General features: G+C 70.3%; 14 protein-coding genes. 5 read left to right on the top strand and 9 right to left on the bottom strand.

The window, feature by feature from the left end:
• The first annotated feature begins 190 nt into the window (after window positions 1–190).
• The 5 genes from flhB (at window position 191) to AACH10_RS01460 (ending at window position 6,856) form a co-directional block, all read left to right on the top strand.
• Complete coding sequence (gene flhB / locus AACH10_RS01480; protein WP_341408576.1) at window positions 191–1,339, top strand: flagellar biosynthesis protein FlhB; 1,149 nt, start codon at window positions 191–193, stop codon at window positions 1,337–1,339.
• A 92-nt stretch (window positions 1,340–1,431) separates the two neighbouring features.
• Window positions 1,432–3,513 (top strand): flagellar biosynthesis protein FlhA, encoded by a 2,082-nt coding sequence (gene flhA / locus AACH10_RS01475; RefSeq protein WP_341409188.1) that lies wholly within the window; start codon window positions 1,432–1,434, stop codon window positions 3,511–3,513.
• 40 nt (window positions 3,514–3,553) lie between these two features.
• Window positions 3,554–5,230, top strand: coding sequence for a flagellar biosynthesis GTPase FlhF (flhF, locus tag AACH10_RS01470; protein ID WP_341408574.1), 1,677 nt, complete (start codon window positions 3,554–3,556; stop codon window positions 5,228–5,230).
• 57 nt (window positions 5,231–5,287) lie between these two features.
• Complete coding sequence (locus AACH10_RS01465) at window positions 5,288–6,112, top strand: MinD/ParA family ATP-binding protein (protein ID WP_341408573.1); 825 nt, start codon at window positions 5,288–5,290, stop codon at window positions 6,110–6,112.
• A gap of 30 nt (window positions 6,113–6,142) precedes the next feature.
• Window positions 6,143–6,856, top strand: coding sequence for an RNA polymerase sigma factor FliA (locus tag AACH10_RS01460; RefSeq protein ID WP_341408572.1), 714 nt, complete (start codon window positions 6,143–6,145; stop codon window positions 6,854–6,856).
• A gap of 28 nt (window positions 6,857–6,884) precedes the next feature.
• Here AACH10_RS01460 and AACH10_RS01455 read toward each other — a convergent pair whose 3' ends face one another.
• The 9 genes from AACH10_RS01455 to AACH10_RS01415 all read right to left on the bottom strand — a co-directional run bounded on the left by AACH10_RS01455 (window position 6,885) and on the right by AACH10_RS01415 (window position 15,137).
• Window positions 6,885–7,442, bottom strand: coding sequence for an AAA family ATPase (locus tag AACH10_RS01455; RefSeq protein ID WP_341408571.1), 558 nt, complete (start codon window positions 7,440–7,442; stop codon window positions 6,885–6,887).
• Complete coding sequence (pnuC, locus tag AACH10_RS01450) at window positions 7,439–8,101, bottom strand: nicotinamide riboside transporter PnuC (protein WP_341408570.1); 663 nt, start codon at window positions 8,099–8,101, stop codon at window positions 7,439–7,441. Before pnuC ends, AACH10_RS01455 begins: the two co-directional genes overlap by 4 nt.
• On the bottom strand, window positions 8,098–8,373 hold the full coding sequence (ftsB, locus tag AACH10_RS01445; protein ID WP_341408569.1) for a cell division protein FtsB: 276 nt from the start codon (window positions 8,371–8,373) through the stop codon (window positions 8,098–8,100). Before ftsB ends, pnuC begins: the two co-directional genes overlap by 4 nt.
• A gap of 45 nt (window positions 8,374–8,418) precedes the next feature.
• Window positions 8,419–9,705: a phosphopyruvate hydratase gene (gene eno, locus AACH10_RS01440; RefSeq protein WP_341408568.1), complete on the bottom strand. Its 1,287-nt coding sequence runs from the start codon at window positions 9,703–9,705 to the stop codon at window positions 8,419–8,421.
• An 81-nt stretch (window positions 9,706–9,786) separates the two neighbouring features.
• On the bottom strand, window positions 9,787–10,095 hold the full coding sequence (locus tag AACH10_RS01435; RefSeq protein WP_341408567.1) for a DUF1330 domain-containing protein: 309 nt from the start codon (window positions 10,093–10,095) through the stop codon (window positions 9,787–9,789).
• A 19-nt stretch (window positions 10,096–10,114) separates the two neighbouring features.
• The gene (gene kdsA / locus AACH10_RS01430; protein ID WP_341408566.1) at window positions 10,115–10,972 is read right to left on the bottom strand and encodes a 3-deoxy-8-phosphooctulonate synthase; all 858 of its coding nucleotides are present in this window, start codon (window positions 10,970–10,972) and stop codon (window positions 10,115–10,117) included.
• Between the two features lie 16 nt (window positions 10,973–10,988).
• Window positions 10,989–12,632, bottom strand: coding sequence for a CTP synthase (locus AACH10_RS01425; RefSeq protein ID WP_341408565.1), 1,644 nt, complete (start codon window positions 12,630–12,632; stop codon window positions 10,989–10,991).
• Window positions 12,633–12,727: 95 nt separating this feature from the next.
• Window positions 12,728–13,687, bottom strand: a complete 960-nt coding sequence (locus AACH10_RS01420; protein ID WP_341408564.1) for a dihydrodipicolinate synthase family protein — start codon at window positions 13,685–13,687, stop codon at window positions 12,728–12,730.
• A gap of 94 nt (window positions 13,688–13,781) precedes the next feature.
• Window positions 13,782–15,137: a dicarboxylate/amino acid:cation symporter gene (locus tag AACH10_RS01415; RefSeq protein ID WP_341408563.1), complete on the bottom strand. Its 1,356-nt coding sequence runs from the start codon at window positions 15,135–15,137 to the stop codon at window positions 13,782–13,784.
• Window positions 15,138–15,235: the final 98 nt, after the last annotated feature.

Here is a 15,235-nt window from a genome sequence, read left to right as displayed (position 1 = left end):
GTCGTCGTAACGGAAGGTGCGGGCACACCAATTCACGCTGTCGGCCACTGTCGGCGTTTCCGGGGCGACACACTGGCCCGAAAACCGAGGCTTTGCGGGGCCTTATCGCTCTCTGGCGGGCCCGGACCGGCGGGCAACATGGCGTCGCCTGATCTCTTGGGGGACGTGCGCGTGCGCCGTCCCGCCCACCATGGCCGACGACCAGAACCGCCAATTACCCGCATCGGAACGCAAGATCCGCAAGGCCCGCGAAGAGGGCCAGGTGGCGCGTTCGCGCGACCTGGCGCATCTGGTGGTCGTGGGCGCGGGGGGCGCGCTGCTGGTGGTGCTGATGCCGCACCTCGGCCAACGGTTGTCGGCCGTGCTGCGCTCGGGCTTGAGTTTCGATGCGCGACTTCTGTCACACGAGGGCGCGATGCTCGACCGCCTGGCCGAGCTGGGCTGGGTGTGGCTGCAGATGCTGGCCGTGCTGGGCGTGCTGGCGGTGGGCCTGGCACTGGCTGGCAGCGTGGCCGCCGGGGGCTGGAACTTCACCTTCAAGCCGCTGGCGCCCAATTTCGGCAAGCTCAACCCGATCAGCGGCCTGGGCCAGATCGTCTCGGGCCGCCGCCTGGCCGATCTGGGCAAGGCCTGCCTGCTGGCGCTGGTGGTGGGCGTCATCGGTGCCGCTTACGTCTGGTTGCGCCTGCCGGTCTTCCGCGACGCGCTGGGCATGCCGCTGCTGCCGGCCATCACCCACACCGCCGACACCCTGGTCTCGGGGCTGATGCTGCTGGTCATCGCGCTGGCGGTGTCCGCCGCCATCGACGTGCCGCTGCAGCGCTTCATGCTGATGCGCCAGCTGCGCATGAGCCACCAGGAAGCCAAGCAGGAGCACAAGGAGAACGAAGGCAACCCCGAGGTCAAGGGCCGCATCCGCCAGCGCATGCGCGAGATGAGCCGCAAGCGCATGCTGGCCGCCGTGCCCACCGCCGACCTGGTGGTGATGAACCCGACCCACTACGCCGTGGCGCTGAAGTACGAGGACGGCCAGATGGCCGCGCCGCGCGTGGTGGCCAAGGGCACCGACCTGCTGGCCTTCAAGATCCGCGACATCGCCCGCGAGCACAAGGTGCCGGTGCTGCAGGCGCCGCCGCTGGCGCGTGCGCTGTACGCCCACACCGAGGTGGACCAGGAGGTGCCGCAGCGCCTGTTCACCGCCGTGGCGCAGGTGCTGGCCTATGTGTACCGCCTGCGCAATGCGCTGGCCGGCCGCGGGCCGATGCCGCCCGATCTGGGCGCCATCGAGGTGCCGGCCGACATGGACCCGCTGTACGCCGCGGCCGCTGAACCGACCTGATGGCCGCGCGGCCTGCCTAACCCACGACACACGCGATGAACGAACTGATCGCCCGACTGAACGCCCTGCTGGGCCCGGTGCGCGCCAGCCCCATGGGCCAGCGCGTGGAGCAGCGCATCGCCGGCCTGGACCTGGGGCTGCTGCGCATGCTGGGCGCGCCGGTGTTCATCGTGCTGGTGCTGGCGATGATGGTGCTGCCGCTGCCGGCGCTGGCGCTGGACCTGCTGTTCACCGTGAACATCGCGATGGCCCTGGTGGTGATGCTGGTGGCCGCGCACATGATCAAGCCGCTGGATTTCGCGGCCTTTCCCACGGTGCTGCTGATCACCACGCTGATGCGCCTGAGCCTGAACGTGGCCTCCACCCGCGTGGTGCTGATGGAGGGCCACCAGAGCGCCGCTGCCGCCGGCCATGTGATCGAGAGCTTCGGCAAGGTGCTGGTGGGTGGCAACTTCGCGGTCGGCCTGATCGTTTTTGCCATTTTGGTGGTGATCAACTTCATCGTGGTCACCAAGGGCGCCGAGCGCATCGCCGAGGTCGGCGCGCGCTTCACCCTGGACGCCATGCCTGGCAAGCAGATGGCCATCGACGCCGACCTGTCGGCCGGCCTGATCGACGAGAAGGAGGCCAAGCGCCGGCGCGCCGAGGTGGCCACCGAGGCCGAGTTCTTCGGCTCGATGGACGGTGCCAGCAAGTTCGTGCGCGGCGACGCCGTGGCCGGCCTGCTGATCCTGGTGATCAACATCGTCGGCGGCTTCATCATCGGCGTGGTCAGCCACGGCATGGGCGCCGGCGACGCCGCCGACCGCTACGTGCTGCTGGCCGTGGGCGATGCGCTGGTGGCGCAGATTCCGGCGCTGCTGATCTCGGTGGCCGCGGCCATGGTGGTCTCGCGCGTGGGCAAGGATGCCGACATCGGCAGCCAGATCGGTGCGCAGGTGTTCTCCAGCGCCAAGTCGCTGGGCATTGCCGGCGGCATCGTGGCGCTGCTGGGCCTGATTCCCGGCATGCCGCACCTGGTGTTCCTGCTGATGGGGGCCTCGCTCGGCGGCCTGGCGTGGTGGCTGGACAAGCAGGCCAAGGCCAGCAAGGACGCGCCGCCGCCGGCCCCGCCCGAGGCCCAGGCCGCCAATGCCGAGGCCAGCTGGGACGACCTGCAGCCGGTGGACGCGCTGGGCCTGGAGGTGGGCTACCGCCTGATCGCGCTGGTGGACAAGGCGCGCCAGGGCGATCTGCTCAGCCGCATCAAGGGCGTGCGCAAGAAGTTCGCGCAGGAGGTGGGCTTCCTGCCGCCGGCCGTGCACATCCGCGACAACCTCGAGCTCAAGCCCAGCATGTACCGCGTGCTGCTGCGCGGCGCCGTGGTGGGCGAGGGCGAGGCCTTCCCGGGCATGTACCTGGCCATCAACCCCGGTGGCGCCAGCGTCAAGCTGCCCGGCACACCCACCATCGATCCGGCCTTCGGCCTGCCCGCCACCTGGATCGAGGAGCGCCACCGCGAGATGGCACAGATGAACGGATTTACGGTGGTTGATTGCTCGACCGTCGTGGCGACCCATCTTTCACACTTGATGCAAGTCTCGGCGGCACGCCTGCTTGGCCGCGTCGAGACCCAGCAGCTCGTCGAGCACGTGACCAAACTGGCCCCGAAACTGATCGAAGACGTGGTTCCCAAGATGATCGGCATCGCCCCCCTGCAGAAGGTGCTCCAGCTCTTGCTGGAGGAGGGCGTGCACATCCGCGACATGCGTTCGATCATCGAAGGCATCGCCGAGCACGCGGCCACCATCACCGACCCCGGCGAGCTGGCCAAGCGCATCCGCGTGCACCTGGCGCCCCTGATCGTCCAGCAGATCTACGGGCCGGCCAAGGAACTCGACGTGATCGCGCTCGAACCCGAACTGGAGCGTCTGGTCACCCAGGCCCTGACCTCGCCGCATGGCGCGGCGCTGGACCCGGGCGTGGCCGACACCCTGGCCCGCGAGGCCGCCGAAAGCGCCCGCAAACAGGAAGACCTCGGGCAGCCCGCCTGCCTGCTGGTGCCCGACCCCATCCGCATGCCCATGGCCCGCCTGCTCAAGCGCGCGGCGCCCCGGCTGAAGGTGCTGTCGCACAGCGAGATTCCTGAGACCCACACCATCCGCATCGGCTCCATCATCGGAGGCACCGCATGATTTCAAACGCCTGCCCTGAGCGCGTCGTACCGGAGGCCGCATGAACATCAAGCGATACACCGCCAAGACCTCCCGCGAGGCACTGGCCCAGGTGCGCGAGCAGCTCGGCGACGACGCCGTGGTGCTCTCCACCCGGCCCGCCCCCGGTGGCGTGGAAGTGCTGGCCATGGCGCCGGACGGCATGCAGCAGATCGAGAGTGCGGCGTCGCGCGCTCCGGCGGCCACGCCGGCCCGCCCGGCCCGTGCCGCGGCGCCTGCCGCCCCGGCCGAGCGCCGCCCCAGCCTGGCCGAGCGCATCGCCGCGCGCGGCGAGCGCCTGGAGCCGCGCATCGAGATGCCGGCCGGTGCCGCGCCCTTCGACGCCCCCGGCCCGTCCGGTGTCGACGAGGACGTGCAGCGCCTGGGCATGAGCACGCTGTCGTTCCAGGACTATGTGCGTGAACGCATGCTGCGCCGCCGCCAGAACGAGCTCGAGCGCGAGGCCGGCCACAGCGGCCAGACGCTGGCGGCCAGCCTGGCTGCCACGCAGGCGGCCGGCCAGGGCGCACGCGTGCCCGAGCCGGGCGCCGAGGCGCCGGGCCTGCGCGTGGTCAACGGCGGTCCGCGCCGCAACGCGGCCGAAGCGCCCGCCAGCGGCCTGGCCGCCCGCGTGCGCCGCCATGCGCCGCTGCTGGACGACGAGGCCCCGCTGCACGACGAGCCGCCGCCGGTCATCCGCCCGGCCCGCGGCCTGCGCGCGGCCACGCCGGTGAACCTGTCGGGCCAGGACGAGACGCTGGCCGAGCTGCGCTCGGTGCGCAGCTTGATCGAAGAGCGTTTCGGCATGCTGGCCTTCATGGAGAAGCTGCAGCGCAACCCCAAGCAGGTGGCGCTGGCGCAGCGGCTCTTCGACACCGGCCTGTCGCCCGGCCTGGTGCGCAAGCTGGTGCAACAGCTGCCCGCCAACTTGCCCGACGACCTGGCCTGGGCCGCCGAGGTGCTGGAGCGCAACCTGGTCACCGACGAGGGCCAGCCGGCCATCGAGGACCACGAGGGCGTGCTGGCGCTGATCGGCCCCACCGGTGTGGGCAAGACCACCAGCACGGCCAAGATCGCCGCCGCCTTCGCCACCAAGTATGGTGCGCACAACCTGGGCCTGATCACGCTGGATGCCTACCGCGTGGCCGCCCACGAGCAGTTGCGCGCCTATGGCCGCATCCTGGGCGTGGCGGTGCACACCGCCCACGACCGCGCCTCGCTGGAAGACCTGCTGGAGCTGCTGCAGAGCAAGCGCCTGGTGCTGATCGACACGGCCGGCATGGCCCAGCGCGACACCCGCACCCGCGAACTGCTGGAGATGCTGTCGCACCCGGCCATCCGCAAGCTGCTGGTGCTCAATGCCGCGGCCCAGGGCGAGACCGTGGAGGACGTGATGGTCGGCTACGACGTGGCGCGCTGCCACGGCGTGGTGCTGTCCAAGCTCGACGAGGCCGTCAAGCTGGGCCCGGCACTGGATGCGCTGATCCGGCACAAGTCCCGCGTGGTGGGCGTGGCCAACGGCCAGCGCGTGCCCGAGGACTGGCACCGCCTGAGCGCCCAGGCCCTGGTGCAGCGCGCGCTGCGTCCCAGCGGCGGGGCCACCTGGCGCCTGGACGCCGACGACGTGAACCTGCTCTTCGCTGCCACGCCGGCGGCGCAGGGCGCGGCCGCCGCGCGCGGCACCGGCCTGCACGCCTGAGGCCCGATCCCCCGATCCCCCGAACCCCCCGCCCATCCGACCGCCGCCGTACCCCCGATGACCCAGCACGCCGCCACCGTCGCCCGCCCGCGCCGCCAGCCCGTCGACCAGGCCCATGGCCTGCGGCAGCTGTTCGCCGGCAGCCGCCAGCGCTTCGTGCCCCTGGTGCACAACCCGCATGTCGGCTTCGGCGGCGTGGTGATGGAGCGCCTGTGCACGGCCTTTGCCGGTGCCGGCCTGCGCACCCTGGTGGTCGATGCCGCCGACACCGCCAGCGCGCCGCACGAGCTGGCCGCGGTGGACCTGGCGGCCTGCATCGAACGCCTGTCGCCCAGCGTGGGCTACCTGGCCGCCCGCGGCCTGCCGATGCGCTACCTGGACCACCGCGCCAGCACCGCCGGCTTCCTGCAGGCGCTGTCGGTGGCCGCGCCGCAGGCCGACATCGTGCTGGTGCATGCCGGCGCGTCCGACCTGCGCCGGCTGTTCAGCGGCCGGGCGCCGCGCCCGGTGCTGATGGCCGGCTTGCGCCCCGACAGCCTGACCGAGGCCTATGCGGCGATGAAACTGCTGGGCCAGCGCCTGGGCCCGCTGACCTACGACACCGTGGTGGTGGGCGACATGTCCGCCCGCCGCGCGCGCCAGACCGCCGAACGCCTGGCGCAGTGCGCCGACCACTTCCTGGGCGCCGCCATCGGCTGCTGGGCGGTGGTCGACCCCACCGCGCCGGCGCGCGCCGCCGTCAGCGACGACCTGCACTTCCTGGCCCAGGCGCAGCTGCCCCAGGAGCGCCCCTCGGGCGCCGACCTGGGCGATGCCGGCGCCAGCCACGCCTACCTGCATGCCGCTGCGATGCCTGCATCGCAGCCCGGCCGATTGAACTGAATGACCGTACCGTCCCCCCGGAGCCTCGCCATGTACACCGAAAAGGGCCGACTCGACGCGAACGCGCTGCTCAAGCAGTACAGCCCGCTGGTCAGACGGCTGGCGCACCAGATGATCGCCAAGCTGCCGGCCAACGTGGAGCTGGACGACCTCATCCAGGTGGGCATGATCGGGCTGTCCGACGCGCTGTCGCGCTTCGACGCCAGCATGGGCGTGCAGTTCGAGACCTTCGCCACCCAGCGCATCCGCGGCGCCATGCTCGACGAGTTGCGCGGCAGCGACTGGATGAGCCGTGGCGAACGCCGCCAACAGCGCAGCATCGAGGCCGCGGTGCACAAGCTCGAGCAGCGCCTGGGCCGCGCGCCCAGCGAGAGCGAGATCGCCAAGGAAATGGAGATGTCGCTCAGCGAGTACCAGGAACTGCTGGGCAAGGTGCGTGGCACCCAGCTGGTCTACCTGGAGGACATGACCGGCGAGGACGGCGACGACGACTACCTCGACCGCCATGTGGCCGACGAGGAAGCCAATCCGCTGGCCCTGCTGGAAGACCGCCGCATGCGCGAGGCGCTGGTCGAGGCCATCAAGAACCTGCCCGAGCGCGAGCAGTACGTGATGAGCATGTACTACGAGCACGACATGAATCTCAAGGAGATCGCTGCCGTGCTGAAGGTGACCGAGAGCCGGGTGTGCCAGCTGCACAGCCAGAGCATCGCGCGCCTGCGCTCGCGCCTGCGCACCTGGTGATGAGGATGGCGGCGCCTTGCCGCCCGTCTCAGCGAGCCAGCAGCGGCGCCAGTGCTGCCAGCGCCGATCCCACCCGCGCCGCGCCCAGGCCCTGCACACCGTGCCAGGGCAGGGCGTGGCGCGTCAGCATGTCGCGCAGGCGCGTGTCCACCTGCGCCCGCACGGCCGGGCCATCGCGCAGCGGATCGGGCTGCCACGCGAGGTCCGGCGCGGTCAGCAGCGTGGCGTCGCAGCGCCGGTGCAGGGCCACGGCCAGCGTGTCCAGCCCGTCGTCACCGAAGAACTGCTGGCTGTAGACCGCCGTCATCAGCGCCGTGGTGTCGGCAATCACCAGGTCGTGCGTGGCCGCCGCGGCGTCGATGCGCGCATGTTGCGCGCGTGCGATGTCGGCCTGCTCGTCGGCCCGGGGCGTGCGGCCCTCGGCCTCGCACCAGTGGCGCAGCCACTCGCTCACCCAGGTGCAGCGCAGGCCGGTGGCCGCCGCCAGCTGCGACGCCAGGGCCTGGGCCAGCGCGGTCTTGCCGGTGCTCTCGGCACCCAGGATGCCGATCACCCGGGCCGGGCGCGGCGTGGTGCCGCCGCTCATGGGCGGGCCGTGCTGGCCGGTGCGGCGGCTGGCGCGCGCGCCAGCGCCGCCCAGGCCTTCCAGCCCCACAGCGCCATGGCGGTGAACAGCGCGTACAGGCCCACGGTGAGCCACAGGCCCTTCACCGCGAACAGGCCGATGCTGACCAGGTTCACGATCACCCAGGCCGGCCAGTTCTCCAGCCACTTGCGGGCCAGCAGCCAGGTGCCGGCCAGGCTGCCCACGGTGGGCAGCGCATCGAGCCAGGGCACGTCGGAATCGGTGGCGTGCGACAGCAGCAGCGCCAGCAGCGGCCAGGCGGCCAGCGTGGCCAGCGCCACCTTCAGCAGGCCGCCGCGGCCCAGGCGGCGCACCGCCAGCGGCGCGCCGTCGTCACCGGTGCCACGCAGCCACTGCCACCAGCCCCACAGCGCCGCGGCGATGAACACGCCCTGCAGCGCGGCCTCGCCGTACAGCTTGCTGTGCGCGAACAGCCAGGCGTAGAGCGCCGAGCTGGCGATGGCCAGCGGCCAGCCCAGCGGGTTGACGCGCGCATTGCACACCACCATCCACACCGACAGCACGCAGGCCGCCAGCTCCAGCCCGGTGATCGGGCTGCCGCCGGGGGCGGCCAGGGGCTGCAGCAGGGCGTCGGACAGCGCGGCGAGCAGGCTGTTCAACGCTTGGCGAGGTATTGCACGAACACCTCGTCGGGCTTGACCATGCCCAGCTCGCTGCGCGCGCGCTCTTCCACCATCTCCAGGCCCTGGCGCAGGTCGTCCACCTCGGCCAGCAGGCGCTCGTTGGTGCGCTGGCGTTCGGCATTGGCGCGCAGCTTGCCGTCCAGCTCGCGCTGCTTGGCGGCCACGTGGCGCAGCCCGCCGTCACCCAGCCACAGGCTGTACTGCACCACGGCCAGCAGGGCCACGAGCGCCAGGGTGACGAAGCGCATGGCGGGCCGCCTCTCGTCGTCGCGGTGGGTGCGCGGCTGCGCCGGTCAGCGCAGGTTGTAGAACGCGGCGCGGCCGGGGTACACGGCCACTTCGCCGAGGTCTTCCTCGATGCGCAGCAGCTGGTTGTACTTGGCCATGCGGTCCGAGCGGCTGAGCGAGCCGGTCTTGATCTGGCCGGCGTTCAGGCCCACGGCGATGTCGCTGATGGTGGAGTCTTCGGTTTCGCCCGAGCGGTGGCTGATCACGGCGGTGTAGCCGGCGCGCTTGGCCATCTCGATGGCGGCGAAGGTCTCGGTCAGCGTGCCGATCTGGTTGATCTTGATGAGGATCGAGTTGGCGATGCCCTTGTCGATGCCTTCCTTCAGGATCTTGGTGTTGGTGACGAACAGGTCGTCGCCCACCAGCTGCACCTTGCCACCCAGGCGCTCGGTCAGCAGCTTCCAGCCGTCCCAGTCGCCCTCGTGCATGCCGTCTTCGATGCTGATGATCGGGTACTTGTCGACCCAGCTGGCCAGCATGTCGGTCCACTGCGCGGCGGTCAGCGCGATGCCGCCTTCGCCTTCCAGCACGTACTTGCCGTCCTTGTAGAACTCGCTGGCGGCGCAATCGAGGCCGATGGCGATCTGCTCGCCGGCGGTGTAGCCGGCCATGTCGATGGCCTGCAGGATCAGCTGGATGGCGGCCTCATGGCTCTCGACGCTGGGGGCGAAGCCGCCCTCGTCGCCCACGGCGGTGCTGATGCCCTTGTCGTGCAGGATCTTCTTCAGTGCATGGAAGGTCTCGGCACCCCAGCGCAGGGCCTCGCGGAACGACGGCGCGCCCACGGGGATGATCATCAGTTCCTGCAGGTCCAGGCTGTTGTTGGCGTGGGCGCCGCCGTTGATGACGTTCATCATCGGCACCGGCAGCTGCACGCCGCCCATGCCGCCGAAGTAGCGGTACAGCGGCAGGCCGCTCTCTTCAGCCGCGGCGCGGGCCACGGCCATCGACACGGCCAGCATGGCGTTGGCGCCCAGGCGGCTCTTGTTCTCGGTGCCGTCCAGGTCGATCAGGGTCTTGTCCAGGAAGGCCTGCTCGGCGGCATCCAGGCCCAGCACGGCTTCCGAGATCTCGGTGTTGATGTGGTTGACGGCCTTGAGCACGCCCTTGCCGAGGTAGCGCGCCTTGTCGCCATCGCGCAGCTCGATGGCCTCGCGGCTGCCGGTGCTGGCGCCCGAGGGCACGGCGGCGCGGCCCATCACGCCGCTTTCCAGCAGCACGTCGCACTCGACGGTGGGGTTGCCGCGGCTGTCCAGGATCTCACGTCCGACGATGTCGACGATGGCGCTCATGCAAGTCCTCAGAAAAGTGGAGTTGGAATTCTCGGGTCGGGTCGGGTCGGGTCGAGGCGGGGTTCTCGGGCGGGCGGCGGCTCAGACCGGCTGCGCGTCCACCCCTTCGACCAGCACCATGTTGAAGCAGGCCGTGGCGCCCTGGCGCAGGGCACGGGCCGCAACATAGCCGGGGCTGTTGTACATGGCCTGCGCGGCCTCGAAGCTGGGGTAGCGCAGCACGGTCAGGCGGGCCGGTGTCCAGTCGCCTTCCTGCACGGCCATGCGGCCGCCGCGCACCAGGTACTCGCCGCCGAAGGCCTTCACCACCTCGGGCGCCGCCGCCATGTAGCGCTTGAAGGCCTCGGGGTCGCTGATGTTGGATTCGACGATCAGGTAGGCGGCGGGCATGGCGGGGCTCCGGTCGGGGTCAGGCGGCGAAGTCGTTTTCCAGCAGCGGCCGGCTCTTGACCACGCGGTCGAGTGCCACCAACTGCTCCAGCAACGCGCGCATGTGCTTCAGCGGCACGGCGTTGGGGCCGTCCGACCAGGCCTTGGCCGGCTCGGGGTGGGTTTCCATGAACAGGCCGGCCACGCCGGCGCCCACGCCGGCACGCGCCAGCACCGGCACCATCTCGCGCGCGCCGCCGCTGCTGCCGCCCAGGCCGCCGGGCTTTTGCACCGAGTGGGTCACGTCGAACACCACCGGCGCGCCCGACTTGCGCATCTCGGCCAGGCTGCTCATGTCGGCCACCAGGTTGTTGTAGCCGAAGCTCACGCCGCGCTCGCAGGCCAGGAAGCGGTCTTCGCTCAGACCCACCTCGCGGGCCGCGGCCCGCGCCTTGTCGATGACGTTGGTCATGTCCCAGGGCGCGAGGAACTGGCCCTTCTTGATGTTCACCGGCTTGCCCGACTGGGCCACGGCACGGATGAAATCGGTCTGGCGGCACAGGAAGGCCGGGGTCTGCAGCATGTCGACCACCGCGGCCACCGGGGCCACCTGGGCCTCGTCGTGCACGTCGGTGATCACCGGCAGGCCGGTCTGGCGCCGCACTTCATCCAGGATCTTCAGGCCGGCGTCCAGGCCCACGCCGCGCTGGCTGGTGCCCGACGAGCGGTTGGCCTTGTCGAACGAGCCCTTGTAGACCAGCGGGATGCCGAGCGCCGTGCAGGCCTCCTTCAGCGTGCCGGCGACGTCGAGCGACATCTGCAGGCTCTCGATCGAGCAGGTGCCGGCGATCAGGAAGAAGGGCCGGTCCAGGCCGACGTCGAATCCGCACAGTTGCATCGCGCGCGCTCCCTGATCAGTCGGTCACGGCCGGCTTGCCGGCATGGGCCAGGGCCGCGCCGATGTAGCCGATGAACAGCGGATGGCCGTCCCACGGGGTGCTCTTGAACTCGGGGTGGAACTGCACGCCCACGAACCACGGGTGCACCTCGCGCGGCAGCTCGACCATCTCGGTCAGCTTCTCGCGCTGGGTGATGGCGCTGATCACCAGGCCGGACTTCTGCAGCTGGTCGAGGTACTTCTCGTTGGCCTCGTAGCGGTGGCGGTGGCGCTCGGTGACCACCGCGCCGTAGATCTCGAAGGCGATGGTGCCGGGCTTGACGTCGGAGCTCTGCGCGCCCAGGCGCATGGTGCCGCCCAGATCGCTGCTGGCATCGCGCTTCTGGATCGTGCCGTCACGGTCCTGCCATTCGTCGATCAGCGCGATCACCGGGTGCGGCGTGGCGGGCTCGAACTCGGTGGAGTTGGCGTCGGCCAGGCCGGCCACATGGCGTGCGAACTCGATCGTGGCCACCTGCATGCCCAGGCAGATGCCCAGATACGGCAGCTTGTGCTCGCGGGCGTACTGCGCGGCCAGGATCTTGCCCTCGATGCCGCGCTTGCCGAAGCCGCCGGGCACCAGGATGGCGTCGAACTGGGCCAGGCTGTCCACGGTGTCGGGCGTCAGCGTTTCGGCGTCGACGTACTCGATCTTCACGCGGGCGTGGTGGTGGATGCCGGCGTGGCGCAGCGCCTCGTTCAGCGACTTGTAGCTGTCCGATAGGTCGGTGTACTTGCCGCACATGGCGATGGTGACCTGGTGCTTCGGATGCAGCACCTCGTGCACCAGGTGGTCCCAGCGCTGCAGGTTGGCCGGCTTGGTCAGAAGCTGCAGCTTCATGCAGATCTGCTCGTCCAGGCCCTGCTCGTGCAGCACGCGCGGCACCTTGTAGATGGTGTCCACGTCCCACATGCTGATCACGCCGTGCTGGACCACGTTGGTGAACAGGCTGATCTTTTCGCGCTCGTCGGCCGGCACCTCGCGGTCGGCGCGGCACAGCAGCACGTCGGGCTGGATGCCGATCTCGCGCAGCTTTTGCACCGTGTGCTGGGTGGGCTTGGTCTTGAGCTCACCCGCGGCGGCGATGTAGGGCACGTAGGTCAGGTGCACGAAGGCGGCGGCATTGGGGCCGGCGCGCAGGCTCATCTGGCGCACGGCCTCCAGGAAGGGCAGCGACTCGATGTCGCCCACGGTGCCGCCGATCTCGACGATGGCGACATCGTGCCCTTCAGCGCCGCGCTTGACGAATTCCTGGATCTCGTTGGTGACGTGCGGGATCACCTGCACCGTCTTGCCCAGGTAGTCGCCGCGGCGCTCCTTCTCGAGCACGCTCTTGTAGACCTGGCCCGCGGTGAAGTTGTTGCTGCGCTTCATCCGCGTGGTGATGAAGCGCTCGTAGTGGCCGAGGTCGAGGTCGGTCTCGGCACCGTCGTCGGTGACGAACACCTCGCCGTGCTGGAACGGGCTCATGGTGCCCGGATCGACGTTGAGGTAGGGGTCCAGCTTGATCAGGGTGACCTTCAAGCCGCGCGATTCCAGGATCGCAGCCAGCGAGGCCGACGCGATGCCCTTGCCGAGGGAGGACACCACACCGCCGGTGACGAAGACGTACTTGGTCATGTCGTGACGCATCCGTGCGGGACCTCAGCCTGGCTGCTGGCCGGCGCCGCCCACGAATGCTCTGGTGGTAAAGCGCGATTATAGGGGTGGGCCGCTCAGCGCCCCCAGCGCAGCACCAGCGGGTCGAGCGGGCGTGCGGTGGCCAGCAGGCCTTCACGCACGGCCGGATGCATGGGCGGGAAGGGGTGGCGCGGCGCGTCGCAGGCGATCACGCCACCGGCCTGCATCAGGGCCTTGGCGGTGAGGATGCCGCCCTGGCGGTTCTCGTAGTTGATCAGCGGCAGCCAGCGCGCGTAGCGCTCGGCGGCGGTGTCGCGGTCGCCGGCGGTCCAGGCGTCCAGGATCTGGCGGATGCCGTCGGGGTAGCCGCCGCCGGTCATCGCGCCGGTGGCGCCGGCGTGCAGGTCGGGCAGCAGCGTGATGGCTTCCTCGCCGTCCCAGGGGCCCTCGATCGCCTCGCCGCCGAGCGCGATCAGCTCGCGCAGCTTGGTGGCGGCGCCGGGTGTCTCGATCTTGAAGTAGCGCACGTTCGCGGTCTCCTGCGCCAGCCGGGCCAGGAAGGCGGCCGACATCGGCGTGCCGGCCATCGGCGCGTCCTGCACCATCACCGGAATGGCCAGCGCGGCCGCCAGGCGGCGGTAGAACTCGCCCACCGCGGCCTCGCCCACGCGCAGCGTGGCGCCGTGGTAGGGCGGCATCACCATCACCATGGCCGCGCCTTGCGCCTGGGCGCGCAGGCTGCGGGCGATGCACACGTCGGTGCTGAAGTGCGTGGTGGTGACGATCACCGGCACGCGCCCGGCCACGTGTTCGAGGATCAGCCGCGTGAGCGTCTCGCGCTCGTCGTCGCTGAGCACGAACTGCTCGCTGAAATTGGCCAGGATGCACAGGCCGTTGGAGCCGGCGTCGATCATGAAATCGACCACGCGCTTCTGGCCCGGCAGGTCGAGGCTGCCGTCGGGGTGGAAGGGCGTGGGCACCACCGGGAACACGCCGCGGTAGCGGGCGGTGGCGGCGGCGGTGGCTGTCGGGGTGGTCGTTTGCGCGGGGCTCATGGCGGCTTGTCTCCTGCGGATGGCTGGCAGCTGCTCGCTGCGACTTGGTCTTATCGTATGACCAATTATTCCGCAGGCCTGCCGCCCGCCGCGGTCAGCGGCCGGCCATCTGCGCGTCGGTGGCGTCCAGCACCGCCTCGGGCGCGTCGCCTTCTTCCAGCGTCTCGTGCGCCAGGTGGTGTTCCAGCCGGTCGCTGTCGAGCTCGCCGCACCACTTGGCCACCACCAGCGTGGCCACGCCGTTGCCCACCAGGTTGGTCAGCGCACGCGCCTCGCTCATGAAGCGGTCGATGCCCAGGATCAGCGCCAGGCCGGCCACCGGCACGTTGCCCACGGCGCTGAGCGTGGCCGCCAGCACGATGAAGCCCGAGCCGGTGACGCCGGCCGCGCCCTTGCTGGTCAGCAGCAGCACGGCCAGCAGCGTGAGCTGCTGGGTCAGCGTCATCGGCGTGTCGGTGGCCTGGGCGATGAACACCGCGGCCATGGTCAGGTAGATGCTGGTGCCGTCGAGGTTGAAGCTGTAGCCGGTGGGCACCACCAGGCCCACGGTGCTCTTGCTGGCGCCCAGGTTCTCCAGCTTGGCCATCATGCGCGGCAGCACGCTCTCGCTGCTGCTGGTGCCCAGCACGATCAGCAGTTCCTCGCGGATGTAGCGCACGAAGCGCCAGATCGAGAAGCCGTGCGCCTTGGCGATGAGGCCCAGCACGCCGAACACGAACACCACGCAGGTCAGGTAGAAGGTGGCCATCAGCTGGCCCAGCGCGGCCAGCGAGCCCACGCCGTACTTGCCGATGGTGAAGGCCATCGCGCCGAAGGCACCGATCGGCGCCACCTTCATGACGATGCCGACGATGCGGAACAGCACGTGGCTGAGCTTCTCGATGAAGTCGAACACCAGCGTGCCGCGGCCGCCGAAGGCATGCAGCGCGAAGCCGAACAGCACCGAGAACAGCAGCACCTGCAGGATGTCGCCCTTGGCGAAGGCATCGACCACGCTGCTGGGGATGACGTTGAGCAGGAACTCGGTGGTGCTGCCCATCTTGCCCGGTGCGGTGTAGGCGGCGATGGCCTTGGTGTCCAGCGCCTTGGCGTCCACGTGCATGCCCACGCCGGGGCCCACCAGGTTCACGATGACCAGGCCGATCATCAGCGCCAGCGTGCTGACGATCTCGAAGTACAGCAGCGCCAGGCCGCCGGTCTTGCCCACCTTCTTCATGTCCTCCATGCCGGCGATGCCGACGACGACGGTGCAGAAGATGATCGGCGCGATGATCATCTTGATCAGCTTGATGAAGCCGTCGCCCAGGGGCTTCATGGCCTCGCCGGTGGCCGGGGCGAAGTGGCCCAGCAGCACGCCGAGCGCAATGGCGGCCAGCACCTGCGCATACAGCGAGCGGTAGAACGGCGGCTTGGCAGCCGCAGCGGTGATCGGGGTGGAATGGTCGGCCATATCAGGGTTTTCCTCAGGGGTCGCGCATCATGCGACCACGGGAAAACCCTGACGTGCGTAGTTTCCACAGCCCGCCGCCACGCCCGGCGGCCGGCTGA

This window comes from Pseudaquabacterium inlustre (genome assembly GCF_038066595.1).
Lineage (GTDB): Bacteria > Pseudomonadota > Gammaproteobacteria > Burkholderiales > Burkholderiaceae_C > Pseudaquabacterium > Pseudaquabacterium inlustre.
The sequence above is the reverse complement of the archived record's forward strand: the minus strand, read 5'-3'. Positions and strand labels throughout refer to the sequence as shown.